Raw genomic sequence first — 24,869 nt, 5'->3', positions numbered from 1 at the left:
CACGGCTCCGACGTCCCTGACGAGACGTGAACCGGCCGCCGCGACGGCGCCAGGACGAAGGAGTCGACGTGAAGTACCTGCTCATGATCTGGAGCAACCCGCAGACGTGGGGGCACCCGATCTTCCTGCGTACGCCCGAGGCCGCGGCCATGACCGACGACGAGCGCGCCGGGATGCTGCGCGACTTCGAGGAGCTCATGGGCGAGATCAGCGAGTCGGGTGAGCTCGTGACCGCGCAGGCGCTCGCGGACCCGCTGACGGCCCGGAGCGTGCGGGTGCGCGACGGCGAGAGCCTCGTCACCGACGGTCCCTTCGTAGAGTCGAAGGAGCAGATGGCCGGCTACTTCGTCGTCGACTGTGCGACTCCCGAGCGGGCCGAGGAGATCGCGGGACGCTTCCCCGACGCTCGGTTCGCCGTCGTCGAGGTGCGCCCGCTCATGGGTGGATCGGCCGAGGACCTCTGAGAAGGCTTGTGACGTGGGCGGATCCGTGGTGACCGACGACCTGTGGCGCAGCGTGACGCCGCAGGTCATCGGGGCGCTCGTGCGTCGCTACCGGGACTTCGACCGTGCCGAGGAGGCCGCCCAGGAGGCGCTGCTCGCCGCGGCAGCGCAGTGGCCCGAGGAGGGCGTGCCGGACGACCCCAAGGCGTGGCTCATCCGGGTCGGCTCGCGTCGCCTCATCGACGGCCTGCGCAGCGACGAGGCGCGGATCCGACGCGAGCTCGCCGATGCGACCAACGTGCCGGTCGGCGACCTCGTCGTTCCGCCTGCGTATGCCGCCGGGCCGGCCGACCACGACGACACCCTGACGCTGCTCCTCCTCTGCTGCCACCCCGCGCTGGCTCCAGCGTCACGGATCGCCCTGACCCTCAGGGCGGTCGGCGGTCTGACGACGGCGCAGATCGCCCATGCGTTCCTCGTGCCCGAGGCGACGATGGCGCAGCGGATCAGCCGCGCCAAGCAGCGGATCCGCGAGTCGGGGGCCGAGTTCCGGATGCCGCCGCCCGACGACGTGCCCGAGCGGCTGCGGGAGGTGCTCCACGTCCTCTACCTCGTCTTCACCGAGGGTCACACGGCGAGCAGTGGTGACTCGCTGCACCGGATCGACCTGACGGCAGAGGCGATCCGCCTGACGCGCCAGGCGCACGCCCTCCTGCCCGATGACGGCGAGGTCGCCGGGCTGCTCGCCCTCATGCTGCTCACCGAGGCGCGACGGCCGGCCCGGACGAGCGAGGCCGGTGAGCTCGTGCCGCTCGCCGAGCAGGACCGCTCTCGGTGGGACACGGCATACGTCCGGGAGGGCGTCGCCCTCGTGACCGACGCCCTGACGCGGACCCGGCTCGGGCCCTACCAGGTGCAGGCGGCGATCGCGGCCGTGCACGACGAGGCGCCGACGGCGGCGCAGACGGACTGGGAGCAGGTGCTGGCCCTCTACGGGCTGCTCGAGCAGCTCGCGCCCGGGCCGGTCGTGACGCTCAACCGCGCCGTCGCGCTCGCCATGGTCGAGGGACCTGTCGCCGGGCTCGCCGTGCTGGACGACCTCGAGCAGGACAAGCGGCTCGCCCGGCACCACCGGCTGCACGCGGTGCGCGCCCACCTCCTCGAGATGTCGGGAGACGCCGCCGGGGCTCGCGACAGCTACCTGCTCGCGTCCCGGCTCACGACGAGCATCCCCGAGCAGGACCACCTCCGACGAAAGGCCGAAGCCCTGTGAGCGACACCCCAGCCGCCCCGAGCGCCGTCACCGAGAGCGACGTCGACCTCGGCGACGGGCACGTGCTGCACGTCTACGACACCGGCGACCTCGGGGCCGGCGGAGCCACCGACGTCGAGCCGCTCGTCGTCGTGTGGCACCACGGGACGCCCAACATCGGCGCACCGCCACGGCCCCTCTTCGAGGCCGCGGCCCGGCTCGGCATCCGCTGGGTGTCCTACGACCGGCCCGGCTACGGCGGGTCGACGCCTCGGCCGGGTCGGGACGTCGCCTCGGCCGCCCGGGACGTGGCTGCCGTCGCCGACCACCTCGGCGTGGGGTCCTTCGCGGTCATGGGGCACTCGGGCGGCGGCACGCACGCCCTCGCGTCGGGCGCGCTGCTCGGCGACCGGGTGCGATCCGTCGTCAGCGTCTCCGCGGTCGCCCCGTTCAGCGCCTCGGGGCTGGCGTTCTTCGCCGGCATGGCGCCCGGCGGTGAGGCCTCCCTCCGCGCTGCGGCAGCTGGTCGCGAGTCCAAGGAGGCGCACGAGGCCGCCGCCGCACAGGGGCCGGAGGGTGAGATCGACGTCGGGTTCGTGCCGGCCGACGAGGCGGCGTTCGCCGGACCGTGGGGCTGGTTCGGCTCCGTCGTCGGGCCCGCCCTCGCTGCGGGTCCTGCGGCGCTCATCGACGACGACCTGGCCTACGTCTCCGACTGGGGCTTCGAGCCCGGCGCCGTGTCGGCCCCCACGCTCGTCGTGCACGGCGGGGCCGACCGGATCGTCCCGGCCTCGCACGGCCAGTGGCTCGCCGGCGCCGTGCCCGACGCCGACCTCTGGCTCCAGCCCGGCGACGGCCACATCTCGGTGCTCCGCACCGCCGAGGACGCGCTCACCTGGCTGGCCCGGACCGCCCGACGATCCTGAGGGCCGGCCCCCGGCTGGTTCGAGGTGATCGCGGGGTCCACGCGGGGCGTCGGCATCACCTCGAACCGGGGTCTGGCAGCGACGGCGCGGCTTGCGTTGGAGCGCACTCGAAGTCATAGCGTCGAACGCATGACGAAAACGTGGTTCATCACCGGAACGTCCCGTGGGTTCGGTCGCGAGTGGGCGATCGCCGCACTCGAGCGAGGCGACAACGTCGCCGCGACCGCCCGCGACACCTCCACCCTCGACGACCTCGTCCAGACCTACGGCGAGCGGCTGCTGCCGATCGCCCTCGACGTCACCGACCGCGACGCGGACTTCGCCGCCGTGCAGCAGGCGCACGATCGCTTCGGCCGGCTCGACGTCGTCATCAACAACGCCGGCTACGGCCACTTCGGCTTCGTCGAGGAGCTGAGCGAGGCCGACGTCCGCGACCAGCTCGAGACGAACTTCTTCGGTGCGCTCTGGGTGACACAGGCGGCGCTGCCGATCATGCGCGAGCAGGGCTCGGGCCACATCATCCAGGTCAGCTCGATCGGCGGCATCTCCGCGTTCCCGATCGTCGGCGCCTACCACGCGTCGAAGTGGGCGCTCGAGGGTCTGAGCCAGTCGCTCGCCCAGGAGGTCGCGCCCTTCGGCATCACGGTCACGCTCATCGAGCCCGGCGGCTTCTCGACCGACTGGGCCGGCCCGTCGGCCAAGCACTCCGAGCCGTCGTCCACCTACGACGAGATCCGCGAACGCACCCACCGCGAGCGCGCGGCCCGCAACACCTCCGGCCCCGGCGACCCCAAGGCCTCCGCGGCGGCCGTGCTCGAGGTCGTCGACGCCGACGAGCCGCCGCTGCGCGTCTTCTTCGGCGCGGCCCCGCTCTCGATCGCCAAGGCGGACTACGCCTCACGGATCGAGACCTGGGAGAAGTGGGACGACGTGTCCCAGCTCGCGCAGGGCTGACCCCCGCCAGGACCCGAGGAGGTATGCCGTCACGCACGTCCGTGACGGCATACCTCCTCCGCGTGGGGTGGCGGCCACGGCGCCCGCGTGACCTCCGTCGTGTCGGTGTCGTTCTCCTCGGAGACCGACACCGGACGAAGGAGTCCCGCCGTGCCCCGTTCCGCACCCACCGGCCGCCCTGCCCGCCCCGCCGCAGCCCTCGTCGCGGCGCTCGCCACGGCCGCAGCACTCACGGCCGGCGCGGCCGCCGCTCCGTCAGCCGCGGCCTCCCCGTCCGCCGTCGCTCCGTCCGCCGTTGCTCCGTCCACCACGACGACCGCGCCGCACGTCGTCCAGCTCGGCGACTCCTACTCGGCCGGCAACGGCACGGGCAGCTACGAGGAGCGCAGCTGCTACCGCTCGCCCGACAACTACGGCTCGCAGGTCGCGGCCTCGATCGGCGCGAGCTACAGCGACGTGGCGTGCAGCGGTGGGGTCGTCGCCGACATCCTCGAGCCGCGCGAGCTCGGCGACCCGTCCACGAAGAGTGCGACCTACTCGATCGACCCGGCGCGCCACCCCGACCAGAAGACCGAGTGGCTGCGCCGGGCGCACAACGAGCGACTCTGCGGCGTCCCGACCCAGCCCGACTTCTCCTACACCTACACCTTCGTCGCCGGAGTCGGCGTGGGCGGCCTCTACACCGGCACCGTCTCGTGCCAGCTCGTCGCCCGGCCGCAGATCGACGCGGTCACGCCCGACACCGACTACGTCTTCGTCACCATCGGCGGCAACGACATCGGCTTCTCGACCATCGTCGTCAACTGCCTGACCGTCCGCGACCCGTCGAGCTGCAAGCAGGCGCTGGACGCGGCGACGGCCAAGGCGCCCGAGATGGTCGACCGCACCAAGGCGGCCCTGCGTGCCGTCGTCGCCCGGTCCGGTGGGCACGCGCAGGTCTACCTGCTCAGCTACCCGTTCCTCGTCAACACCGAGAGCTACGGCATCCCCGAGGTCGCGCCGGTCTACGACTCCGGCACGGCGCTCAACGACCTCCAGCGCCTCGGCGACGACCTCCAGGCGCGCGGCATCGCCGAGCTCGACGCGGAGGACGCCACGACGCAGTACCACTTCGTCGACACCGTCAAGGCGGCCTGGGGCGGCCGCGTCCACGGTCTCGACCCGCACGTCGTCGCCGACAACTCGAAGGCGTGGCTCGTGCCCGTCGGCACGCCGGGCCGTGACGTCGCCGAGTTCGTCCACCCGACCCAGCCCGGCTGGGACGCGACCGCCGGAGCCCTCCGGGTCGCTGTGACCGGCTGAGCTCCACGGGGTCAGAGAGACAGGCCCCGCTGGGACGAGGTATGCCGTCGTGTCCGGTCGCGACGGCATACCTCGGTCACGTCGTGGCGGGTCCGGGTGGTGTGCGGGCGGTGCTCAGTCGAGCGGCGAGACGGCGCCCATGACCTCGTCGAGCAGCGACGAGAGTCGGACCGAGGGGTCGGCGGCCCACGTCGTCTGCGCGATCTCGAGGCAGGCGAGGGCGCTGCTCGTCATCGCGGCCGCGCGCACGTCGGGACCTCGGTGGCCACGGCGGCGGGGCATGCGCCCGGCCACCAGGGGGGTCAGCGACTCGAGCCAGCGTCGGTGCAGCTCGGTGACGGTGCCACGCAGCACGGGCTCGCGATGGAGCATGAGCTGGAGCGGCCGGGAGCTGACGGCATGGGCCTCCATCACGCTGACGATGGCCTCGAAGGCGCCGCGCAGCGCCGTCCACGGCGGCTCGTCCGCCGGCCGCTCGTGCATCGCGTCGACGACGGACTCACCCGACTCGAGGAGGCGGTCGAGGACGAGGTCCTCCTTGCTCTCGAAGTAGCGGAAGAAGGTGCGGCGCGACATGCCTGCCGCGGCGGCGATCTGGTCGACGGTGGTCAGCTCGAAGCCCTGGGCCGCGAAGAGGCGCCACGCCTGCTTGGACACCTCGTCACGCACGGCCCCGCGTGCCCGGTCGCGGAGAGTGGTCGGCGTCGGCGGCATGTCCCGATCCTAGCACCGGATGGCATCTCATGCCGCGTTTGACACTCAGTGTCACAACGGGCGTACAGTGTCACCACACCCAGATCCTCCGGAGGAGTCCGCATGTCCGTCAGCACCGAGCCGCCCGAGACGGCAGTCGCCACCGCACCGAGCACGACGTCGAGGGCACAGTCGAGCCGGGCCACCGTCCAGCTCGTCTTCGTCGGCCTCGGTGCGCTCGTCGTCGCGCTCTCGCAGTCGCTGCTCGTCCCCGTCCTCTCGTCACTGCCGGCCGACCTGAACACGTCGGCCAGCAACGTCTCGTGGCTGCTCACCTCGACGCTGCTCGTCGCCGCCATCTCCGTGCCGATCCTGGGCCGCCTCGGTGACATGTTCGGCAAGCGCCGGATGCTCCTCGTGGCCCTCGCCGCCCTCACCCTCGGCTCGCTCCTCACGGCCCTCACCGACAACATCGGCCTGCTCATCCTCGGGCGCTCGATCCAGGGCATGGCGGCTGCGGCGATCCCGCTCGGCATCAGCCTGCTCATGACGACGATGCCCAAGGAACGCGTCGCGTCGTCGGTCGCCCTCGTCAGCGCCATGCTCGGCGTCGGCGGTGCGCTGGGCCTGCCTCTCGCCGGCTTCGTCGCCGAGCACTTCTCCTTCCACGCGCTCTTCTGGATCACCTCCGTCGCCGGGCTCATCGCCTTCGCCGGCATCCGGATCATGGTCCCCGAGGCTCCGGGCCGCAGCGGCGGCCGCGTCGACCTCGTCGGTGCGACCCTCATGGGTGCCGCCCTGCTGACGCTCCTGCTCCCGCTCACCCAGAGCGCCGCCTGGGGCTGGTCCGACCCCCGCGTGTGGTGGCTGCTCGCCGCGTCCGCCGTGCTCTTCGCCGTCTTCGGCTGGAGCCAGACCCGCATCCAGGACCCCCTCGTCGACCTCCGGGCGCTGCGCCGCCGTCCCATCGTGCTGACCAACGTCGCCTCGGTGCTCTTCGGCTTCGCCCTCTTCGCGTCGTTCCTCGGCACGGCGGCCTTCGTCGAGGCCCCCGAGGCGAGCGGCTACGGCTTCGGCGCGAGCCTCATGACCGGCGGTCTCGCCCTGCTCCCGAGCGGCATCGCGATGATCATCTTCTCGCCGATCGCCGCGCGCCTCATCGGCTCGTGGGGCGCCCCGAAGACCCTCGCCCTCGGCGCGGTCGTCGTCGCCGCCGGGTGGTTCATGCGCATCGTCTGGACCTCGAGCCTGACCGAGGTCATCATCGGCACGACCATCGTCGGGATCGGCACGGGCATCGGCTACGCCGCCATCCCCTCGCTCATCAACGAGCACACGCCGCGCACCGAGATCGCCGCCGCCAACGGGCTCAACGCGCTCTTCCGCAGCCTCGGCAGCTCGCTCGCCTCGGCCCTCGGCGGCAGCATCCTCGCCGCCAACACCGTGATCCTCGGCAGCTTCGCGGTGCCGTCGCTCACGGCGTACCGCCAGCTCTTCGCGCTCTGCGCCGGCGCGGCTCTCCTCGCCGCGGTCGTCGTCCTCTTCATCCGTCGGGCTCCGCAGGTGGCACCTGCCGCCTGAGCCCCGGCCCACCACCGGACGAGGTATGCCGTCGCGCCCGGTCGTGACGGCATACCTCGGTCGCATCGTGGTGCCGTGTGCACCGGGCGTCAGGCGAGAGCGGTCAGACGTTGATGCCGGCGGGGCACTGACGCCGCCCCGTGCACACGGAGCCGGCGTCGGACCGGCGACTCAGAGCTCGAGGGTCATGAAGGTGCTGTGCGGGTCGAGGCGGTAGCTGCCGAAGGGGGTGAGGTCGTCGAGCGTGATCTGCATGCGCCCATCGTCGGACACGACTGCGCGCGTGCGTCGCTCAGGCCCAGATGGCGGCCGGGATGCCGTCGGAGAAGACCTCCGGCGGGTCGGGCAGGGACCGGGCCAGGCCTGCCGCGTGGCGCGCGGCCGACCACGCGACCGCGCAGGCGTCGAGGACGTCGTCGGCGGCATACCCCTGGCCCTGGAGCACGGACGGGCGCGCGATGCCCGCGGCCGCGAGCGCTGCGAGCCGCTGGTCGCGTCCGTCGTCGGTCTTCTTGCTCGCGAGGATCGGTGCGCCGGTCATCGTCGCGAACGACACCTCCGGATGGACCTCGAGCACCGTCACGGTGGGGCGCGTGCGCAGCCAGGAGTCGACCTCGACGATCTTGTCGCGCAGGGCGAACGCCTGGGCACCCACGCCCTGGCCGACGAGGCCACGGTTGACGGCGTCGGCGTCCAGACGCGTGGCCTCCCCGTAGGCGGTGCGGGTCAGTGTCGAGAAGATCGACGACGCCTTGCCGGGCAGTGCCTTGCGTGCGAGGACGTCGGCCTGGCGGATCGTGCTGTCCGGCAGGCCGATCGGGATGTCGATGCCGACGACTCGGATGCCGGTCGACTCGCGCACCATGGCGACGAGCTCGGCGATCGTCGGGGCGACGAGGATGCGCGGACGTGGGGCGCCCGGCTCGAGCAGCGCGCCCACCCAGCCGGCGGTGCACCCGTCGACACCGAGCACGGGCGCGACGACCTCGACCGGAGCGGGGCGCCCGGAGGCCGCGGCGGCATCGGAGTGCCGTTCGACGACGTCGGCGAGCCGGCGCAGCGCGGCGACGCTCTCCGCGAGGGCGCCGGCGATCTCGTCACTGGCGCCGACCGGCCGGGCCAGCGCTGTCGTCAACCCCTCGGCGAGCTCGCGGATCCGCTGCGCGTCCGTTCCCATGGCACCACTCAACCCCATCGGAGGCTGTGCGGTCCGGCCCGGTGGGTGGACACCGCGGAATGGACCGGTCGCCGGGGAGGTTGCCGCCCACATGGACACACGCGCAACGATCGGCGTCACCGGCCTCGCGACCATGGGTCGCAACCTCGCTCGCAACATCGCCCGCCACGGCCACACGGTGGCGGTCCACAACCGCACGACCTCGCGGATGACGAGCCTCGTCGAGCAGTTCGGCGACGAGGGCGACTTCGTCCCCGCCGAGACGGTCGAGGACTTCGTGGCCGCGATCCAGAAGCCACGAGCCATCATCGTCATGGTCAAGGCGGGTGGCCCGACCGACGCCGTCATCGACGAGCTCGTGCCCCTGCTCGACGAGGGCGACATCGTCGTCGACGCCGGCAACGCGCACTTCGCCGACACGCTCCGACGGGAGAAGGCTCTCTCCGACCAGGGGATCCACTTCGTCGGCATGGGCGTCTCGGGCGGCGAGGAGGGCGCGCTCAACGGTCCCTCGATCATGGTCGGCGGGTCCGACCACGCCTACGAGCGCCTGGCTCCGGTCGTCGAGTCGATCGCCGCGCAGGTCGACGGGACGCCGTGCGCCGCGCACCTCGGCCCTGACGCCGCCGGCCACTTCGTCAAGATGGTCCACAACGGCATCGAGTACGCCGACATGCAGCTCATCGCCGAGTCCTTCGACCTGCTCCGCAGCGTCCTCGGTCTCGAGCCCGCCGAGATCGCCGACGTCTTCCGAGAGTGGAACGAGGGCGACCTCGAGTCCTTCCTCATCGAGATGACCGCCGACGTGCTCGCCCACACCGACGCCTCGACGGGCAAGCCGTTCGTCGACGTCGTCGGTGACGCGGCCGAGCAGAAGGGCACCGGCCGCTGGACCGTGCAGAGCGCCCTCGACCTCGGCGTCCCCGTCACGGGCATCGCTGAGGCGACCTTCGCGCGCAGCCTGTCGGGCCACACGAGCCAGCGCGCCGCGGTGCGCGAGACCTTCACGGACCTCGCCGACCTCGACCCCGCCACGCAGCGCGACGTCGAGCGCGACGCCTTCGTCGACGACGTCCGGGCCGCCCTCTACGCCTCGAAGATCGTCGCCTACGCCCAGGGCTTCGACCAGCTCGCCGCCGGCTCGCAGGAGCACGGCTGGGACCTCGACCTCGGTGAGGTCGCGACGATCTGGCGCGGTGGCTGCATCATCCGCGCCCGCTTCCTCGACCGCATCAAGGAGGCGTATGCCGCCGAGCCCGACCTCGAGACGCTGCTGACTGCGCCGTGGTTCGCCGACGCCATCGGCGACGGGGTGCAGGCCTGGCGCCGCGTCGTCGCCGTGTCGGCCGAGCGCGGCGTCCCGGCGCCGGCCTTCGCGTCTTCGCTCGCCTACTTCGACGGCCTGCGCCGCGACCGTCTGCCGGCCGCGCTCATCCAGGCGCTGCGCGACAACTTCGGCGCGCACACCTACACACGCGTCGATCGCGGGGGCACCTTCCACACCGACTGGGCCGGAGACCGCGCAGAGTCCTCCACCGACTGAACGGAGGACCGCCCGGGCGCGCACGACGACACCTCGCGCACGTCACGCGTCCCGGCGGATCCGGGCACACGGCATACGGAAGCAGGGCAGCGCCCGACACCACGCGTTCAACGAGGGCGCGAGCCGGCGTCACGGGCCCTGGTGGTGGCTCGTGCAGGGCGATGCCGGACCAGCCCTCGATGCACCCTTCGACAGGGTCGGGAGTCGGACGTAGCGTGAAGCAATGACCCACCCCGACACCGGTCGTGCCACCACCCTCGGCGAGCTGCGCGACATCGGCCACGTCCACCGCAGCGTCAAGAGCGAGATCCGCGAGAACCTCCTGGCCCGGTTGCGCGCGGGCGACGACGCCTTCCCCGGGATGGTGGGCTTCGAGGAGACCGTCCTGCCCGAGCTCGAGACGGCGCTGCTCGCGGGCCACGACCTCGTCCTGCTCGGCGAGCGCGGCCAGGGCAAGACCCGCCTCATGCGCACGCTCTCGGGCCTGCTCGACGAGTGGAGCCCCGTCGTCGAGGGCTGCGAGATCGGCGACGACCCGCACGCGCCGTCGTGCACCCGCTGCCGCCGGCTCGCTGCCGAGCTCGGCGACGACCTGCCCGTCGTGTGGCGCCACCGCAGCGAGCGCTACACCGAGAAGCTCGCGACGCCCGACACGAGCGTCGGTGACCTCGTCGGCGACGTCGACCCCGTCAAGGTCGCGCAGGGCCGCACGCTCGGCGACCCCGAGACGGTGCACTACGGCCTCGTGCCGCGCAGCAACCGTGGCATCTTCGGCCTCAACGAGCTGCCCGACCTCGCCGAGCGCATCCAGGTCGCCCTCTTCAACGTGCTCGAGGAGCGCGACATCCAGATCCGCGGCTACTCGCTGCGGCTGCCCCTCGACATCCTCCTCGTCGCGACGGCCAACCCCGAGGACTACACGAACCGCGGCCGCATCATCACGCCGCTCAAGGACCGCTTCGGCGCCGAGATCCGCACCCACTACCCGACCGAGGTCAGCGACGAGGTCGCCCTCATCGCGCAGGAGTCAGCGCTCGTCGCCGACGTGCCCGAGCACCTCCTCGAGGTCGTCGCCCGCTTCACCCGCGGGCTGCGCGAGTCGTCGGCCGTCGACCAGCGCTCCGGTGTCTCCGCGCGGTTCGCCATCGCGGGGGCCGAGGGCGTGGCCGGCTCCGCGCTGCGCCGCGCCGCCCGCTCCGGGGAGGCGTATGCCGTCGCGCGCGTCTGCGACGTCCCCACCGTCGTGCCGACCCTGCTCGGCAAGGTCGAGTTCGAGATGGGGGAGGAGGGCCGGGAGCGCGACGTGCTGACGCACCTGCTGCGCCTCGCCGTCGCAGAGACCTACCGCTCGCGCCTCGCGGGCCTCGACCTCACCGGCTTCACGAACCTCTTCGCCGAGGGCGCCGTCGTCGAGACCGGGGAGCTCGTGCCGGGCGCCGACCTGCTTGCGCAGGTGGGCCCGGTGCCGGGCCTGTCCAAGGTGCTCGACCGCCTCGGGCACGGCGACGACGCGACCCCCGGGCAGGTCGCTGCCGCAGTCGAGTTCGTGCTCGAGGGACTGCACCTGACGCGACGCATCGACAAGGACTCCGTCGCCGGCCGTACCGTCTACGGGGCGTAGGTCGTGCCGATGACGCCGCGCGACGGGGACGAGGTGCACGGGCGGTTCCGCTATGCGCCGTGGTCCGGTGGGCCCGACCCGCTCGCGCCGCCCTTCGACGTCCGCTCAGCCCTCGACGAGGTCGGGCACGACGTCCTCGCCGGTGGCTCCCTGCGGGAGGCGCTGCGCGAGCTCATGCGACGTGGCATGGACGGACGTCGCGGCCTCGACGACCTCGCTGACCGCGTACGCCGTCTGCGGGAGGCTGCGCGTCGGCGCGGCGACCTCGGCGGCACCCTCGACCAGGTGCGCGCCATGCTCGACCAGGCGCTCGCCGAGGAGCGCGACACCCTCGCCGGTGAGGACGGTGACGACGCCCGGCTGGCCGAGATGGACCTCGCGACGATCCCCGACGACGTGGCCGGCGCGGTCCGCGCGCTCGGGGACTACGCGTGGCACTCGCCCGAGGCGCAGCAGACGTACGAGCAGATCCAGCAGATGCTCCAGCGTGAGGTCGTCGGGGCGCAGTTCGAGGGGCTCAAGCAGGCGTTGTCGGGCAACGACCCCCAGGCGATGCAGGCGGTCAAGGACATGCTCGCCGACCTCAACCAGCTCCTCGCCGCCCACGCCCGTGACGAGGACACCGAGGACCAGTTCCGCGACTTCATGGACAAGCACGGCGACCTCTTCCCGGAGCACCCCGAGAACGTCGACGAGCTCATCGACGCCCTGGCCCGGCGACAGGCCGCAGCAGACCGGCTCATGGCCTCGTTGACCCCCGAGCAGCGCGAGCAGCTCGGCCAGCTCATGTCCGACGCCCTCGGCGACCCCGACCTCGCGTCGCAGATGGCGCAGCTCTCCGACAACCTGCGCGCCCTGCGGCCCGGTCTCGACCGGCGCAGCCCCGTGCAGCCGGGTCAGGGCGGCGAGCCGATGGGCTACGGGGAGGCTGTCGGGGCGGTTGCCGAGCTCGCCGATCTCGAGCAGCTCGGCGAGCAGCTCGGTCAGGGCTACTTCGGCGCGACCCTCGACGACGTCGACGTCGAGCGGCTCGAGCAGTACCTCGGCGCGGACGCCGCCCGTGACATGGAGGCCCTCCGCCAGCTCGAGCGCGAGCTCGAACGCCAGGGCTACGTCTCCCGCGGGGACGACGGCCTGCGACTCACGCCGCGTGCCGTGCGACGCCTCGGCGAGACCGCGCTCAAGCGGGTCTTCGACCGCGTCGAGGCGGCCGGCCGCGGCGACCACGACGACCGCGCGGCGGGTCAGGCCGACGAGCCGACCGGGCTCACCCGTCAGTGGGAGTTCGGCGACGAGCTGCCCATCGACACGGTGCGCACCGTCTCGAACGCCTTGCAGCGCAACGCGGCCCGACGGAGCACGGCCTCGGGCGGTGGGGTCGAGCTGCTCGTCGAGGACTTCGAGGTGGCAGAGACGGAGCGGCGCTCGGTGGCGGCGGTCGCGCTGTGCGTCGACATGTCGTTCTCGATGATGCAGGAGGGCCGGTGGGGGCCGATGAAGCAGACGGCGCTCGCGCTCTCGCACCTCGTGCAGACCCGCTTCCGGCACGACGCGCTGCAGATCATCGGCTTCAACCTCGCGGCCCGCACGCTCACGCCGACGGAGCTCACTGAGGCCGAGCCGGAGTGGGTGCAGGGCACCAACCTCCAGCACGCGCTCATGCTCGCCTCGCGGCACCTGCGGCGGCACCCGGACGCGGAGCCGGTCGTCCTCGTCGTCACCGACGGTGAGCCGACGGCGCACATCGAGGTGGACGGGCGCCCGACCTTCCACTGGCCGGCGACGCAGGAGACCGTGCGCGCGACGGTGGCGCAGGTCGACGAGCTGCGGCGCTCGGGGGCCCAGCTCAACATCTTCATGCTCGGCGACGACCCGGGGCTGGCGCGCTTCGTCGACGCCGTGGCCCGGCGGGCGGGTGGGCGCGTCTTCACGCCCGACATCTCGCGGCTCGGGGAGTACGTCGTCGCCGACTACCTTCGCACCCGCCGGGGCCGCCGCTGAGCGCTGGGGCCGCACTGGTGGACGAGCACCTCGCAGACAGGAGAGCACCATGGGCAAGGTCGTGTCATCGGCATCGATGTCGCTGGACGGGTTCGTCGCCGGTCCGGACGACGAGGTCGGTCCGCTCTTCGACTGGTACGAGGCCGGCGATGTGCCGTGGGAGTCGGCCGGCGGTGACATGACCTTCCACCTGACCCGGACCGACGCGGACTACTGGCGGTCGTGGGCCGGCAGCCTCGGCGCGCTCGTCGTCGGCCGGCACCTCTTCGACATCACCGACGGGTGGAAGGGCAGGCATCCGCTCGGGGTCCCGGTCGTCGTGCTCACCCACGAGCCGCCCGAAGGCTGGGGCTATCCCGGCGGGACCGTCGAGTTCGTGACGGGCGGCGTCCACGACGCGGTGGCCCGGGCGCGCGAGGTCGCGGGTGACTCCGCCGTGGGTGTCGCGGCCGGTGAGATCGCGAGCCAGTGCCTCGCCGAGGGGCTGCTCGACGAGGTGGCGATCGACCTCGTGCCGTGCTTCCTGGGCGTCGGGCGTCCGTACTTCACCGAGGCCGCCGGCCAGGTCGTGCTCGGCGACCCGACCACGGTCGTCGAGGGTGAGCGGGTCACGCACCTCGTCTACCCGGTCCAGCGCTGACGCCGTAATCCGGTCGCTCGCGCGTGCCGCGGACTGTCATGGTGGCGCCATGGGGCGAGCTCACGAGGCGCGGCTGGACCGCATCGAGGCGTACTACGACTGCGTCCCGCGCGCCGTCGCCCGCGCCAAGGAGGTCGGGCCCTTCACCCTCTTCGTCGCCGAGGAGGGCACGGGGTGGCAGTTCTACGCGCGCCCCCGGCTGGGTGGCCGGGGCGCCTTCAGCGCCGATGACGTATGCCGTGTGCTCGAGACCCAGCGCGAGCTCGAGGTGCCGCGGGCCGTCGAGTGGGTCGACGAGGTCACGCCGTCGTTGCTGCCTGCGGTGCGTGCGGCCGGCCACGAGCCGCACCGCTACCCGCTGCTCGTCATGCCGTCGGACGTTCCGGTGGCGGCGGACCCACGGGCCCGGGCGCTGAACCCGGCCGAGCCGCACCTGTCGCTGGCCATGGGCGCGGTGTCGGCGGGCTTCGCCGGGCGCGACGAGGTGGAGCCGAAGGACCCGGGCAAGCGACCCGAGCTCATGGAGCGCGGAGACCTCCTCGTCGTCGCCTCGTTCGAGGGCAACCGCCTCTGCGGCGCCGGGTCGGCCGCTCCGCGTGGTGACGTCGCCGAGCTCATGGGCATCGCCGTGCCCCCGGGTCACCGAGGCCGCGGTCACGGCACGGCGATCACGAGCACCCTCGTCGCCGCCTGCCGCGAGCAGGGCGTCGAGATCGTCTTCCTTTCGGCGGGATCGGATGCGGCTGCCGACATCTACCGCCGGGTCGGCTTCGTCGACGTCGGGACCGCCTGCATCCTCGAGCTCGACGACTGAGGCACCAGCGGCATCATCACGCGCGCCCTGCGTCACTGCTCCCGCTGGTGGAGTTCCGACGTGGGGCGCGGGACCGGGTGACCGCGGCGTCCTCCCGACAACGGTCGACGCACGGTCAGACCTTGGCGGGGCGGAAGCCGGCCGCCTCGGCGTCGGCCATCGTCGCGAAGCACTGCTCGGGCTTCGTCACGGTGTAGTACCGGTCGCCGGGCTCGTGGGCGATCATCGAGTTCTCGTTGCCCTTGACCGGACGCGACTGCGGGCAGGGGTACGTGTCGCCGGCCAGCGGCCAGGACCCGGTGAACCCGCTGCCGCCCGTGCTGCCGCTGGACGTGCCGGCACCGGGGTCGGCGCAGGCGGCCTTGGGGCTTGCTGCGTCGGCGCGGACGTAGGCCGCCTCCCGGGTGTGCGAGCCGTAGCCGTCGCGCGAGTCGTAGCGGGCGACGGCATACCCCTGCTTGACGAGGCGCAGGCCCGCGTCGACGCCGTTCACGTCGACGTAGCGCAGCAGTCGGCCGTAGCGGTCGACGTCGTCCCGGGCACCCGCGGTGAGGGTGACGCGCTGGCCCCCGATGATGCCGCGCAGCGCGTTGCGGGCCTCGGTGAAGCCGCACTGGCCGGTCTCGGGGGTGTCGATGCCGATGAAGCGGATCTTGCGGGATATCCCCGAGCGCGAGACCCAGATCGTGTCCCCGTCGACGACCTTCGTGACCGCCCACGTGGCGGCAGACGCCGTGGCCTTCGCCGCCGCAGCGGCCCGAGCCTGGTCGGCCGCGACCGTGGCCGCGGCGGCGCGAGTGGCGGCAGCCTTGGCATCCGCCGCCTTCTTCGCCGCAGCAGTCTGGTCCGCAGCAGCCTGGTCAGCAGCAGCCTGGTCAGCAGCAGCCTGGTCGGCGGTGGCCTCGGCGGCGCGTCGTGCTGCGTCTCCGTCGGTCGTCACGCTCGGCGCCGGCGTGCTCGTCACGGTCACGACGGGCGACGCACCCGCGCCCCTGGGCGCGATCTCGTCCGAGCCTCGTGCGGCGTTGCCGCCGATCGCCGCGAGCGCGACGAGAGCCGCGGCCGTGACGAGTCCCTTGGTGCTGCGACTGCGCATCGTGCTCCCTGATCCCCTGGTGATCGGCTCACCGTAGGTGATCGGCACCGCCCTGTCCGGCGAATGGACCATGGTCGCCGGGCCCCGAGTGGGTCACACTGGCGAGGGACGACGCAGCAGCCATGAAGGGCACGAGGGGGACCGATGAGCGAGCCGGAGACCACGCCCGACACCACGCCCGACACCGCGACAGACACCACGCCCGACGCGAAGGCCCCGGGCGCACCGACGACCGTCGACGCCTACGTCCACGGGTTTCCTGACGGGCCCCGGCAGGTGCTCGAGCAGGTGCATGCCGCGCTCCGGCGGGCGGTGCCCGGCGGCGAGGAGAAGATCCGCTACGGCATGCCGGCCATCATGTTCGCCGACCGCTACGGCATCCACTTCGCGGGGTGGAAGAAGCACGTCGGGCTCTACCCGGTGGGCGAGCTCGACCCCGATCTCGAGGCCGAGATCGCGCCGCACCGGGCGGCCAAGGACACGGTGCAGTTCTTCTACAAGGACCCGGTGCCCTACGACCTCATCGAGCGGGTCGCCCGGGCGCTCGCGGCGCGCCACCGGGCGTGAGTGTCGTGGCGGCGCTCAGTCGGTGAAGGTGACGCCGCGCCAGAAGGCGACGCGGTCCTTGATCTCGGCTGCGGCGCTCTTGGGCGTCGGGTAGTACCAGGCGGCGTCGCGGTTGGTGTCTCCGTCGACGGCGACCGAGAAGTACGACGCCTCCCCCTTCCACGGGCACGTCGTCTGTGTGCTGCTGTCGACGAGCACGCTGTCGTCGACGGACTCGCGGGGGAAGTAGTGGTTGCCCTCGACGACGACGGTGTCGTCGCTCTCGGCGATGACCTTGCCGTTCCAGATCGCACGCACGCTGAGCTCCTCATCGGTCGGGCCCCGGTTGGGCCGTCCTCAGCGACAACTCCCGGATCGGCGGATTACTTCCGAACGTTGGACAGCCTCTGCGGCGGCGAGGCTCAGCCGCGGCGGGCGAGGAGGAAGGCCTGGGGCGTCTTCTCGTAGTCCTGCGGGACCCGGTCGGTGCGAACGGTGACGCGGAAGCCGGCGTCGGCCAGCTGTGCGGCGACGCCGTCCGGGTCGTGGCGGTGGGCCTCGAAGGTGACCGCGTGGCCGTAGGCCTGCTCGTGCCGCACCGAGAAGCCGCCGGCCTGGAAGGCGAGCAGCAGCAGGCCGTTCGCCCGGATGACCCGGTGGAGCTCGACGAAGACCTCGGGGAGCAGCTCAGGCGGCGTGTGGATGATCGAGTACCACGCGACGACGCCCGTGACCGAGGCGTCGGGGAGGCCGAGCGCGGCGAGGCTCCCGGTGCGGAAGTCGAGGTCGGGGTGCCGCCGCTGCGCTTCGGCGACCATGCCCGGCGAGAGGTCGATGCCGCTGACGTCGAGCCCGAGGCTCGCTAGGTGGCCGGTGATACGACCCGGTCCGCAGCCGACGTCGACGACCGGGCCGCCGCCCTCGAGGCCGACGAGCTCCGCGAAGTGCCCGAGCAGCGCCCGGTCGAGCGGGCTGCGCGCGAGCTCGCCCTCGAGGAGGCTCGCGTAGTCGACGGCGACCGTGTCGTAGGCGGCTCGCGTCTCGGTGACGTGGCTCGGCTCGGTGGGGTGGCTCGGCTCTTCGTGGTGGCTCGGCTCGGTCACGTGGGCTTCGGTCACGCCTCGGCCTCGATGAGCCCGAGGGTGTGGGCGACGACGGCGTTGGCGTGGCCGTGCCCGAGGCCGTGCTCGGTCTTGAGCCAGGCGACGAGCTCGCCGTGCCTGACCGTGCCGGCGGCGTGCTGCTCGCGGACGAGGCCGATCCAGTGCTCGATCGGCTGGCCGTAGGTCTTCTCGATCGACGGGAAGTAGGACGCCGGGCCCTTGGGTGCGGGGCTGGCGGGGTTGCCAGTCATGGGCTGCGTGGTCATGGCTCCTCCTGAGGTGGTCGTCATGCCACCACGTCGAACGGCGCCCTCGCATCTCGACACTCCGGCGACATCCGCCCCGCGCGAATGGACGACCGGGTCGCGCTAGGCAGTGCGGGCGGCGGCGAGGTCGGCGACCGCGGGCTCGGCGACCGCTGGCTCGGCGACCGCGGGCCCGGCGGGTGCCGGAGCGTTGCGGCCGTGTGCGGCATGGCGGGCGAAGTCGGTCACGACCTGCGCCGCCTTGCGCCGCGACGGCATGAAGCGCAGGAAGAAGGTCAGCCGCAGCACCCACGCCACCCAGCCGGTGAAGGGGATGCCGTAGAGCTCGGAGATCGAGCGGCCGACCCCGAAGGAGGCCGCCTGGCCGAGACCGCGGTATGCGAACGGCCGGGTCGGGCGACCACGCAGCGTCCGCGCGAGGTTGCGGCCGACGTGCTCGCCGCCCTTGATCGCCCACAGCGCGTTGGCCGGGACGGGTTCGCCGGTCGTGGGGTGGACGACGCACGCCGCGTCGCCAGCAGCCCAGACCCCGTCGACGACGGCGAGGTCGGGGCGCGTCACGAGCCGGCCGCGCGGGTCGCGGTGGGCGTCGAGTCCCGGGACGTGTACGGGGCGCTGTCCGATGGTCGCGATGACGGTGGTCGCCGGGAGACTCGTCCCGTCGGAGAGGTATGCGTGGTCCTCCGTCACCGACGCGAGGCGCACTCCCAGCCGGACCCGGACACCGAGACGCCTCAGCTCCTGCTCGGCACGGCGGGCCAGACGGGGCTGCTCGTCACGCAGCTCGGGGAGGATCGCGTCGCCGGAGTGGACGAGCTCGACGCGAACGCGCGCCCCGCCGAGGTCGGCGACGGCCGCCGCCATCTCGACCCCGGCCATCCCGCCTCCGGCGACGACGACCGTGTGTCGGCGGAGGCCACGGTGCGCCGCCGCCTCTCGGACCCGCTCGGTGAGGACTGCGATGTCGCCGGGCGCTCGCAGGGTGAAGCCGTGCTCGGCCAGGCCGGGCACCGCGGTCGCGGGCTCGCGGCCCCCGGTGCCGACGACGAGGGCGTCGTAGTCGAGGACGCGCTCGTGGTGTGGGTCGGAGTTCGCGTCCGAGTGCGAGCCCGAGTCCGAGTCCGAGTCGTGCTGCGGGTCGACGTGCCGGCCCGCCTCGTCGTCGGCGAGCACGTAGCGCACGACCCGACGGTCGGCGTCGATCGCCGTCGCACGGCCGAGGACGACGTGCGCGTGCGGCATCGCGTCGACGAGCGGCGTGCGCGTCCGGTCGTAGGGCAGCAAGCCCGCGAGCACCTCCCCGGTGAAGCCGTGGAAGCTGTGTGCGTCGTCCGTGCTGATGACGACGACCTGGACGTCGCCGGCGCGGACGGCACGTCCGGCGTGACGCATGAGGCCGGCATACGCGTGGAGGGTGACGTAGCCGCCGCCGAGGAGGACGACGCGGTAGCGGGCGCGGTGGCCGCCGCGGACGAGCGTCGTCACGACGCCACCGCCATCGTGGAGACCGTGGTGGTGGCGGAGCGGCCGACGGTGACGGAGCGGCCGAAGCTCGTCGGCTCCGCGGCCCGGAAGCCGAGGTGGGCGAGGTCGGCCGCCATGCCACGGGTCCGGTCGACGAGCTCGAGCGTCGGCACCCCGATGGAGAAGTGGCCACGGTGGCCGGTCAGGGCGAGGAGGGCGGTCTCGGCGAAGCAGGCGTAGGAGCGGCCGTCGGGCAGGCCGATGTTGCCGCCGACGAGGCGCAGGCTGGGGATGTCGACGACTCCGCCGTCGACGACGAGCACGTCGGGCCGCTCGTCGACGAGGGTCGGCGAGGCGTTGCGCGGCTGGGTCGCGTCGAGCACGACCGCGCCGGGCGCGAGGTGCCGCGCCTCGAGGAGCGCGTCGGCGGAGGCGGTGAGCAGGATGACGAGGTCAGCCGTCGCGACGGCATCCATCGTCGTGGCGGTCGTCGTCGGGACCTGACGGCCGACGTCGGCGGCGAGCGCGTCGAGCCGTCCCGTCGACCGGGCGACGAGGGTGAGCCGGGCGGCGGCGCGGTCGCGGGCGAGCAGCCGGGTCACCGCCCCGCCGACGCTGCCGGTGGCCCCGACGATGGCGACGCGCGGATCGGAGGCGTGGTCGACGGCGTCGCGCAGCAGGCGTCGGGCCTGGTCGTCGACGATCGCTGCGGTGAAGGCGTTGCCGTTCGTCACGCCGATGTCGGAGCGGCCGCGGAGCGAGACCCCGCCCGCGGTCACCGTGGCGGTCAGGGCGCCGAGCCCCACGACGTCGCAGCCGAGGGCGCGGGCCTTGTCGACCGCACGGTGAACGCGGGCCCGGCCTTCGCTGGGGGAGGTGAGCAGGTGGCGCGCCCCGAAGGGCACGAGCACGACGTGGCCGACGTGCGCGCCGCCGATGTGGATGCCGGCCATGGAGATCGGGCGCAGCGGGAGCCGGCGCAGGGCGGTGTCGTAGACGGGGTCCGGCACACGGCCGAGCGGCGACCAGACGCGGGCGAGGTCCTCACCGAGGCGGGCCCGCGGGTGGACGGTGAAGGCGAACGTGCTGCTCACGAGGTGCTCCTGAGGGGTCTGCGTATGCCGTGTGGCGCGGGGCGCCGCCGTTGCAGGAGAGGAGGAGCGGGCGGAGGGGGTGATACCTCAAGAGCGGGCGGGACGGCATACGCCATCGGAATTGGGTACGCGTGCCTAGGCTGCGGTCATGGCGACATCGCGCACGGGGAAGTGGTCGATCGCGTCGCGGGACTCGTTCCTGTCGATCGGGTCGACGGGGTCGGTGCTCTCGATCGGGAGCGTGGGGTCGGTGCTCTCGATCGGCAGCGTCGGGTCGTTCGCGTCGTTCCTGTCGGTCGGGTCGTCGATGAGCATGGCGTCGCTGCTGTCGAACATGTCGCGCCTGTCGGTGCTCTCGCACCAGAGCGACGGGTCGATCCTCTCGGCGCGTTCGCAGCGGGCGATGCCCGGCTACCGCGTCAGCGGGACGCTGGGTCGGCGGCGCGCCTACGAGACCGGGGAGGCAGGGCGGTAGACGAGCCAGAGGGCTCCGCCGGGCGTGGGAGTCGCGCTGACGAGGGTCAGGCGCTGCAGCTCGGGCAGGCCGTCGAAGAGGCGGCGGCCCTCGGGGTCGAGGACCGGCGCGACGGCGAGATGCAGCTCGTCGACGAGACCCTCGGCCAGGAGTGACTGCGCGAGCTGAATGCTGCCGTGGACGCCGATGTCGTTGCCGGGCAGGGCTTTCAGGTCGCGGACGATGTCGGCGAGCGGTCCCTGGACGGCTTCGGCCTCGCCCCACTGTGTGGTGAGCGGGGTGGAGGTGACGACGTATTTCGTGACGCCGTTGATGAAGTCGGCGAACGGCTGCTCGTCGGAGGTCGGCCAGTAGCGCGCCCACTCGTCATACATGTGGCGGCCGAGGAGCACGGCGTCCTGCTGCCCGATGAGCGCGGTCTCACGCTCGATGAGGACGTCGTCGAAGGTCGGCGGCTGCGGCTTGTCGGGGTCGACGTCGGGTGGGAAGCAGCGGGTGGGGTCGTCGACGGAGCCGTCGAGGGAGGTGATGACGTAGGCGACGATCCTGCGCACGGTGCTCTCCTGGAGGTCAGTGTGGTGCGGGGTCTAGGGCGCGGCGGGGCCGCTGAGGGTGAGTCCGAGCCACGCCGCGAGGTCGGCGATCTCGCGGTCGACGGCGGACCGGACGGCCTTGGTGAAGCGGACGTCCTCGTGGACGGCGTTGACGACGAGGGTGCCGGCCTTGCGATCGGCCTGGGCGTCGAGCTTCCCGACGAGACGGTCGTGGTGGAGGATCGGCAGCGCGAAGTAGCCCCAGCGCCGTTGGTCCTTGGGCTTGTACATCTCGAGGATGTACTCGAACCCCCAGAGCTGCTCGGCGCGGACCCGGTCGTGGATGAGCCGGTCGAACGGGCTGAGCAGCGCGGTCCGGCCCGTGAAGGCGTCGGCGACGTCGAGGTATGCCGGGTCGACGCGCCACGTGCCCGGCACGCCGTCGACCTCGGCGGGCTCACCGGCGTCGCCGACGTAGTTGCCCTCGCCGGGCATGACGGTGCCGGTGGCGCGGGCGATCCCGAGGGAGGCGAGCCGGCGCTCGTTGCGGTGGTCGACGGCCTGCTCGAGCGTGAGCCTCGGCAGGTCGGGCGGGTAGACGCGCTCGGGGAGGTCGAAGTAGCGCTGACGGCCCTTGCGTCCGGAGATGGCGACCTCGCCGCGCAGCGCCAGGGCCTCGAGCATCTTCGTGATGTTGCGGTTGTTCGTCCAGCCGGTCGAGGGCCAGGGGACGACGCTCGTGTCGGGGATGTCGCGGGAGAGGAGCGGGCCGTCGGCCTCGAGCGTGGCGAGGATGTCGCGGCGGAAGGAGTCGTTGGCCTCGAGCCAGGTGGCCATGAAGGGGTAGGGCTCGGCCTCGCGCACCTCGGCAATGACGGCGGGGATGTCCGTCGGGCTGCGCACGTAGGCGACGGTCTCGACGAGGGTGCGGTCGTGCTCGACGGTCTTCGTCAGGTCGGCGGGGTCGTAGGTGCGGCCGAGCCGGCTCCACAGGACGAGGTCGGCGCTCGGCGCGATGGCCGCGGTGGGGTCGATCTGGAGGAAGGTCAGGCGCTCGACGGTCTGCACGAGATCGGTCGGGCGCGGCAGGTCGAGCAGCTGCGCGTGCACCGCGATGCGACGTGCCTGCTCGACCGTGAGCCGGTGGACCACCATGCCCGAGACGCTAGCCGAGCGCGGGGACAGGGCGACGGATCTGCGGCCGGGCATCCGCGGGACACGTGCGCGACTACTGTGGCGGCATGGCAGGTCAGGTGCAGGCGCCCTTCTGGGCCAAGGTGATCGCGACGTTCACCGGGTGCGCGTCGATCGGGGCGCTCGCCGGGCTCATGGGCGGCGCGCTGACCCAGGACGTCGGCCGCGGGCTCGTCGTCGGCATCGTCGCCGGTCTGCTCGTCGCGCTGGCCCTCGTGCTCCTCAAGCCGGACCGCATCCGCGGCGAGTGACTGCTGCCTCGACCGCGAGGTGGGTCAGGCCCGGTCGCGCCCTGACGGCGCCGCCACGTGCGCCGCACGCCCCAGCCGGAGGCCGGGCACGAGCGCGGGGACGCGGGCGGCATACGCGTCGTAGTCCGCCCCGAACGTGCGGCGGAGGTCGCGCTCCTCGAAGGTGATCCCGACGGCGATGTAGCCGGTCGCGGCGACGGCGAAGAGCAGGTGGGGCGCGCTCATCCGCGGAGTCGCCCAGAACGCGAGCACCATCCCGGTCATCAACGGATGCCGCACGATCGCGTGGAGGCCGCCGACCTGCAGCGCGGCGGGTCCGTCGTCGGACGGAGTCGTCCGGGCACCCCAGCCGGCCTGCCTGAGCCCGATCAGCTCGAGGTGGTCGACGGCGAAGGTCGCCGCGACCGCGAGGGCCCAGCCCGCCGCGCACAGCGACCAGAGGGCGTATGCCGCCACCCCCTCGACGTGCCAGACGACCTGGTCCCACGGTTGCCACAGCGCCAGCAGGAGGGCGAGGCACACGCCGGTCGCGAGCACGTAGGTGGTGCGCTCGAGCTCGGCCGGGACCCGGCGCCGGAGCCAGGCCTTCGCCGGGCGGCGCGCCATCACCGAGTGCTGGAGGGCGAAGAGGAGCAGGAGGGCGAGGTCGACGGCGACGGCCCAACCGGTGCTCGTGCGTGCCGGGCCGTCGACGGTGCGGGGGAGCAGCGCGCCGGCGAGGAAGGCCATCGTCCACGCGGTGATGGCGACGAAGCCGCACCAGGCGGCGGCGGAGACGGCGAGGGGCACGATGCGTCGGGTCATCTCCTCATGCTGTCCACGGACAGTCAGCAGCACAGCCGTGGAACTACCCCACTTCTCGGGGTCTCTTTCTATGGGGTCCGGGCGACGTACCAGGCGGCCACCTGCGCGCGGGAGCTGAACCCGAGGCGCACGCGGATCCGCTCGAGGTGCGACTCGGCAGACCGCTCGGTGATGCCGAGCCGGTCGGCGATCTGGCGGTTCGTCAGGCCCTCCGCGACCAGTGCTGCGACCTCCGTCTGGCGCGTCGTCAGCCCGGTCGGCACGGCCCGGCGCAACGTCGGCAGGCCGAGGAAGCGCCGCACCTCGTCGACGACCGACTGCGCGTCGCCCATGGCGGGGAGGTGTGAGCGGCCCTCGAGCTCGACGAGCTCGGCGCCCGGGATCGCCTGTGCGAGAGTGCGTCCCCCGGCGATCGGTGCCGCCCGATCGCCGCGCCGGTGCAGCACGAGGGTCGGCGCGGCCACCTGCCTGAGGTCCGGGCTGACGTCGAGCTCGTAGGCGAGACGCAGCAGCGCGACCGCCGTCTCGGCCGAGGAGGCAGCGCGTTGGTAGCGAGCGAGCGTGCGCCTCGTGCCCGCGTCCGCGTCGGGGGCGAAGACGTCGGTGAGCAGGTCCGACCCGAGTCCCCAGTGGGTGGCGAGCAGGCCGAGCACGTGCTGCCGGCTGTCGTCGTCACCGATGGAGCTGCCGGTGGGCCACCCGCCGTAGAGCACGAGCCGCGACACGGTCTCGGGCCGCTCGGCGGCCCACTGGACGGCCGCCGCCGCGCCGAGCGACCAGCCCAGCAGGTCGAACCGCTGGGCGCCGACCGCGTCGGCCACGGCACCGATCGTCGCGACCTCGAGGTCCATGGTGCGGGGACCGTCGTAGGCGTCGGAGAGGCCGCAGCCGGGGCGGTCGTAGCGCACGAGCGTGCGTCCGGACGACAGCGCCTCGTGGAACATCCGCTCGGCCGGGATCGCCCACCCCATCTCGAGGTGGCTCAGCCAACCCGGGGCGACGACGAGGAACGGACCGCCGCCGGTGACGGCATACGCGACCCGCGTCCCGTCCGGCAGGGGCGCGGTCCCCAGGCGTTGCGCAGCCACGATCCCAG

26 protein-coding genes are annotated in these 24,869 nt (G+C 72.9%); 14 read left to right on the top strand and 12 right to left on the bottom strand.

The features are described 5' to 3' along the window. The first annotated feature begins 68 nt into the window (after window positions 1-68). The 5 genes from ASE25_RS04885 to ASE25_RS04865 all read left to right on the top strand — a co-directional run bounded on the left by ASE25_RS04885 (window position 69) and on the right by ASE25_RS04865 (window position 4,877). On the top strand, window positions 69-464 hold the full coding sequence (locus ASE25_RS04885; protein ID WP_056779489.1) for a YciI family protein: 396 nt from the start codon (window positions 69-71) through the stop codon (window positions 462-464). A 13-nt stretch (window positions 465-477) separates the two neighbouring features. Beyond that, window positions 478-1,716, top strand: coding sequence for an RNA polymerase sigma factor (locus tag ASE25_RS04880; RefSeq protein WP_056823216.1), 1,239 nt, complete (start codon window positions 478-480; stop codon window positions 1,714-1,716). Further along, window positions 1,713-2,621 carry an alpha/beta fold hydrolase gene (locus ASE25_RS04875; RefSeq protein WP_056823214.1) on the top strand — a complete coding sequence of 303 codons (909 nt, stop codon included), beginning with the start codon at window positions 1,713-1,715 and terminating at the stop codon, window positions 2,619-2,621. The genes ASE25_RS04880 and ASE25_RS04875 overlap by 4 nt, the downstream gene beginning before the upstream one ends. 129 nt (window positions 2,622-2,750) lie before the next feature. Beyond that, entirely contained in the window at window positions 2,751-3,575 is an 825-nt protein-coding gene (locus ASE25_RS04870; RefSeq protein ID WP_056823211.1) for an SDR family oxidoreductase, read from the top strand. Window positions 3,576-3,725: 150 nt separating this feature from the next. Then, window positions 3,726-4,877 (top strand): SGNH/GDSL hydrolase family protein, encoded by a 1,152-nt coding sequence (locus ASE25_RS04865; protein ID WP_056823927.1) that lies wholly within the window; start codon window positions 3,726-3,728, stop codon window positions 4,875-4,877. Window positions 4,878-4,991: 114 nt separating this feature from the next. On the opposite strand, the gene ASE25_RS04860 is transcribed toward ASE25_RS04865, so the two are convergent. Beyond that, a complete protein-coding gene (locus ASE25_RS04860) occupies window positions 4,992-5,591 on the bottom strand; it encodes a TetR family transcriptional regulator (protein WP_056779476.1) in 600 nt (199 codons plus the stop codon). A gap of 102 nt (window positions 5,592-5,693) precedes the next feature. On the opposite strand from ASE25_RS04860, the gene ASE25_RS04855 reads away from it, so the two are divergent. Beyond that, window positions 5,694-7,151 carry an MFS transporter gene (locus tag ASE25_RS04855; protein WP_056779473.1) on the top strand — a complete coding sequence of 486 codons (1,458 nt, stop codon included), beginning with the start codon at window positions 5,694-5,696 and terminating at the stop codon, window positions 7,149-7,151. 292 nt (window positions 7,152-7,443) lie between these two features. On the opposite strand, the gene ASE25_RS04850 is transcribed toward ASE25_RS04855, so the two are convergent. Continuing rightward, window positions 7,444-8,328 (bottom strand): DUF429 domain-containing protein, encoded by an 885-nt coding sequence (locus ASE25_RS04850; RefSeq protein ID WP_056823209.1) that lies wholly within the window; start codon window positions 8,326-8,328, stop codon window positions 7,444-7,446. Window positions 8,329-8,419: 91 nt separating this feature from the next. Here ASE25_RS04850 and gndA point away from each other — a divergent pair, with 91 nt between their 5' ends. The 5 genes from gndA (at window position 8,420) to ASE25_RS04825 (ending at window position 14,947) form a co-directional block, all read left to right on the top strand. Continuing rightward, on the top strand, window positions 8,420-9,871 hold the full coding sequence (gene gndA / locus ASE25_RS04845; protein WP_056823207.1) for an NADP-dependent phosphogluconate dehydrogenase: 1,452 nt from the start codon (window positions 8,420-8,422) through the stop codon (window positions 9,869-9,871). Between the two features lie 223 nt (window positions 9,872-10,094). After that, window positions 10,095-11,492: a sigma 54-interacting transcriptional regulator gene (locus ASE25_RS04840; RefSeq protein WP_056823206.1), complete on the top strand. Its 1,398-nt coding sequence runs from the start codon at window positions 10,095-10,097 to the stop codon at window positions 11,490-11,492. Window positions 11,493-11,501: 9 nt separating this feature from the next. Then, complete coding sequence (locus ASE25_RS04835; RefSeq protein ID WP_157623318.1) at window positions 11,502-13,493, top strand: VWA domain-containing protein; 1,992 nt, start codon at window positions 11,502-11,504, stop codon at window positions 13,491-13,493. A 49-nt stretch (window positions 13,494-13,542) separates the two neighbouring features. After that, complete coding sequence (locus tag ASE25_RS04830) at window positions 13,543-14,133, top strand: dihydrofolate reductase family protein (protein ID WP_056823203.1); 591 nt, start codon at window positions 13,543-13,545, stop codon at window positions 14,131-14,133. Window positions 14,134-14,182: 49 nt separating this feature from the next. Next, window positions 14,183-14,947 (top strand): GNAT family N-acetyltransferase, encoded by a 765-nt coding sequence (locus ASE25_RS04825; protein ID WP_056823201.1) that lies wholly within the window; start codon window positions 14,183-14,185, stop codon window positions 14,945-14,947. 115 nt (window positions 14,948-15,062) lie between these two features. On the opposite strand, the gene ASE25_RS04820 is transcribed toward ASE25_RS04825, so the two are convergent. After that, window positions 15,063-16,043 (bottom strand): thermonuclease family protein, encoded by a 981-nt coding sequence (locus ASE25_RS04820; RefSeq protein ID WP_157623317.1) that lies wholly within the window; start codon window positions 16,041-16,043, stop codon window positions 15,063-15,065. A gap of 144 nt (window positions 16,044-16,187) precedes the next feature. On the opposite strand from ASE25_RS04820, the gene ASE25_RS04815 reads away from it, so the two are divergent. Then, window positions 16,188-16,610 carry an iron chaperone gene (locus ASE25_RS04815; RefSeq protein ID WP_056823196.1) on the top strand — a complete coding sequence of 141 codons (423 nt, stop codon included), beginning with the start codon at window positions 16,188-16,190 and terminating at the stop codon, window positions 16,608-16,610. Between the two features lie 15 nt (window positions 16,611-16,625). Here the strand turns inward: ASE25_RS04815 and ASE25_RS04810 are convergent, their stop codons facing one another. The 5 genes from ASE25_RS04810 to ASE25_RS04790 form a co-directional block, all read right to left on the bottom strand. Continuing rightward, window positions 16,626-16,907: a DUF427 domain-containing protein gene (locus ASE25_RS04810; RefSeq protein WP_056823193.1), complete on the bottom strand. Its 282-nt coding sequence runs from the start codon at window positions 16,905-16,907 to the stop codon at window positions 16,626-16,628. 104 nt (window positions 16,908-17,011) lie between these two features. Then, window positions 17,012-17,707, bottom strand: coding sequence for a class I SAM-dependent methyltransferase (locus ASE25_RS04805; RefSeq protein WP_056823192.1), 696 nt, complete (start codon window positions 17,705-17,707; stop codon window positions 17,012-17,014). Continuing rightward, window positions 17,704-17,958 carry a DUF4287 domain-containing protein gene (locus ASE25_RS04800; protein WP_056823190.1) on the bottom strand — a complete coding sequence of 85 codons (255 nt, stop codon included), beginning with the start codon at window positions 17,956-17,958 and terminating at the stop codon, window positions 17,704-17,706. Before ASE25_RS04800 ends, ASE25_RS04805 begins: the two co-directional genes overlap by 4 nt. A gap of 102 nt (window positions 17,959-18,060) precedes the next feature. Further along, the gene (locus tag ASE25_RS04795; protein ID WP_056823187.1) at window positions 18,061-19,443 is read right to left on the bottom strand and encodes an NAD(P)/FAD-dependent oxidoreductase; all 1,383 of its coding nucleotides are present in this window, start codon (window positions 19,441-19,443) and stop codon (window positions 18,061-18,063) included. Then, window positions 19,440-20,516, bottom strand: a complete 1,077-nt coding sequence (locus tag ASE25_RS04790) for an NAD(P)-binding domain-containing protein (protein ID WP_056823185.1) — start codon at window positions 20,514-20,516, stop codon at window positions 19,440-19,442. Before ASE25_RS04790 ends, ASE25_RS04795 begins: the two co-directional genes overlap by 4 nt. 148 nt (window positions 20,517-20,664) lie before the next feature. Here ASE25_RS04790 and ASE25_RS22235 point away from each other — a divergent pair, with 148 nt between their 5' ends. Further along, window positions 20,665-20,991 (top strand): hypothetical protein, encoded by a 327-nt coding sequence (locus ASE25_RS22235; RefSeq protein ID WP_082619982.1) that lies wholly within the window; start codon window positions 20,665-20,667, stop codon window positions 20,989-20,991. Here the strand turns inward: ASE25_RS22235 and ASE25_RS04780 are convergent. Both ASE25_RS04780 and ASE25_RS04775 read right to left on the bottom strand, forming a co-directional pair. Further along, on the bottom strand, window positions 20,964-21,545 hold the full coding sequence (locus ASE25_RS04780) for a dihydrofolate reductase family protein (RefSeq protein WP_056823183.1): 582 nt from the start codon (window positions 21,543-21,545) through the stop codon (window positions 20,964-20,966). The two genes, ASE25_RS22235 and ASE25_RS04780, sit on opposite strands and share 28 nt — an antisense overlap. 33 nt (window positions 21,546-21,578) lie before the next feature. Beyond that, window positions 21,579-22,679 carry a DNA glycosylase AlkZ-like family protein gene (locus tag ASE25_RS04775; RefSeq protein ID WP_056779430.1) on the bottom strand — a complete coding sequence of 367 codons (1,101 nt, stop codon included), beginning with the start codon at window positions 22,677-22,679 and terminating at the stop codon, window positions 21,579-21,581. An 86-nt stretch (window positions 22,680-22,765) separates the two neighbouring features. On the opposite strand from ASE25_RS04775, the gene ASE25_RS04770 reads away from it, so the two are divergent. After that, window positions 22,766-22,969 (top strand): hypothetical protein, encoded by a 204-nt coding sequence (locus tag ASE25_RS04770; protein ID WP_056779426.1) that lies wholly within the window; start codon window positions 22,766-22,768, stop codon window positions 22,967-22,969. Window positions 22,970-22,993: 24 nt separating this feature from the next. Here the strand turns inward: ASE25_RS04770 and ASE25_RS04765 are convergent, their stop codons facing one another. Both ASE25_RS04765 and ASE25_RS04760 read right to left on the bottom strand, forming a co-directional pair. Beyond that, complete coding sequence (locus ASE25_RS04765) at window positions 22,994-23,773, bottom strand: isoprenylcysteine carboxylmethyltransferase family protein (RefSeq protein WP_056823181.1); 780 nt, start codon at window positions 23,771-23,773, stop codon at window positions 22,994-22,996. 68 nt (window positions 23,774-23,841) lie between these two features. After that, window positions 23,842-24,861: an alpha/beta fold hydrolase gene (locus tag ASE25_RS04760; RefSeq protein WP_082622689.1), complete on the bottom strand. Its 1,020-nt coding sequence runs from the start codon at window positions 24,859-24,861 to the stop codon at window positions 23,842-23,844. Window positions 24,862-24,869 lie beyond the last annotated feature (8 nt).

It is taken from the genome of Terrabacter sp. Root85, assembly GCF_001429185.1.
Lineage (GTDB): Bacteria > Actinomycetota > Actinomycetes > Actinomycetales > Dermatophilaceae > Terrabacter.
The sequence above is the reverse complement of the archived record's forward strand: the minus strand, read 5'-3'. Positions and strand labels throughout refer to the sequence as shown.

What these genes read in the sequence shown, in the direction of transcription:
- ASE25_RS04770 (WP_056779426.1), top strand. Translation starts at nt 22,766, where the DNA reads ATGGCAGGTCAGGTGCAGGCGCCCTTCTGGGCCAAGGTGATCGCGACG.
- ASE25_RS22235 (WP_082619982.1), top strand. Translation starts at nt 20,665, where the DNA reads ATGGCGACATCGCGCACGGGGAAGTGGTCGATCGCGTCGCGGGACTCG.
- ASE25_RS04820 (WP_157623317.1), bottom strand. Translation starts at nt 16,043, where the DNA reads ATGCGCAGTCGCAGCACCAAGGGACTCGTCACGGCCGCGGCTCTCGTC.
- gndA (WP_056823207.1), top strand. Translation starts at nt 8,420, where the DNA reads ATGGACACACGCGCAACGATCGGCGTCACCGGCCTCGCGACCATGGGT.
- ASE25_RS04870 (WP_056823211.1), top strand. Translation starts at nt 2,751, where the DNA reads ATGACGAAAACGTGGTTCATCACCGGAACGTCCCGTGGGTTCGGTCGC.
- ASE25_RS04765 (WP_056823181.1), bottom strand. Translation starts at nt 23,773, where the DNA reads ATGACCCGACGCATCGTGCCCCTCGCCGTCTCCGCCGCCGCCTGGTGC.
- ASE25_RS04830 (WP_056823203.1), top strand. Translation starts at nt 13,543, where the DNA reads ATGGGCAAGGTCGTGTCATCGGCATCGATGTCGCTGGACGGGTTCGTC.
- ASE25_RS04835 (WP_157623318.1), top strand. Translation starts at nt 11,502, where the DNA reads ATGACGCCGCGCGACGGGGACGAGGTGCACGGGCGGTTCCGCTATGCG.
- ASE25_RS04825 (WP_056823201.1), top strand. Translation starts at nt 14,183, where the DNA reads ATGGGGCGAGCTCACGAGGCGCGGCTGGACCGCATCGAGGCGTACTAC.
- ASE25_RS04800 (WP_056823190.1), bottom strand. Translation starts at nt 17,958, where the DNA reads ATGACCACGCAGCCCATGACTGGCAACCCCGCCAGCCCCGCACCCAAG.
- ASE25_RS04850 (WP_056823209.1), bottom strand. Translation starts at nt 8,328, where the DNA reads ATGGGAACGGACGCGCAGCGGATCCGCGAGCTCGCCGAGGGGTTGACG.
- ASE25_RS04815 (WP_056823196.1), top strand. Translation starts at nt 16,188, where the DNA reads ATGAGCGAGCCGGAGACCACGCCCGACACCACGCCCGACACCGCGACA.
- ASE25_RS04840 (WP_056823206.1), top strand. Translation starts at nt 10,095, where the DNA reads ATGACCCACCCCGACACCGGTCGTGCCACCACCCTCGGCGAGCTGCGC.
- ASE25_RS04860 (WP_056779476.1), bottom strand. Translation starts at nt 5,591, where the DNA reads ATGCCGCCGACGCCGACCACTCTCCGCGACCGGGCACGCGGGGCCGTG.
- ASE25_RS04775 (WP_056779430.1), bottom strand. Translation starts at nt 22,679, where the DNA reads ATGGTGGTCCACCGGCTCACGGTCGAGCAGGCACGTCGCATCGCGGTG.
- ASE25_RS04855 (WP_056779473.1), top strand. Translation starts at nt 5,694, where the DNA reads ATGTCCGTCAGCACCGAGCCGCCCGAGACGGCAGTCGCCACCGCACCG.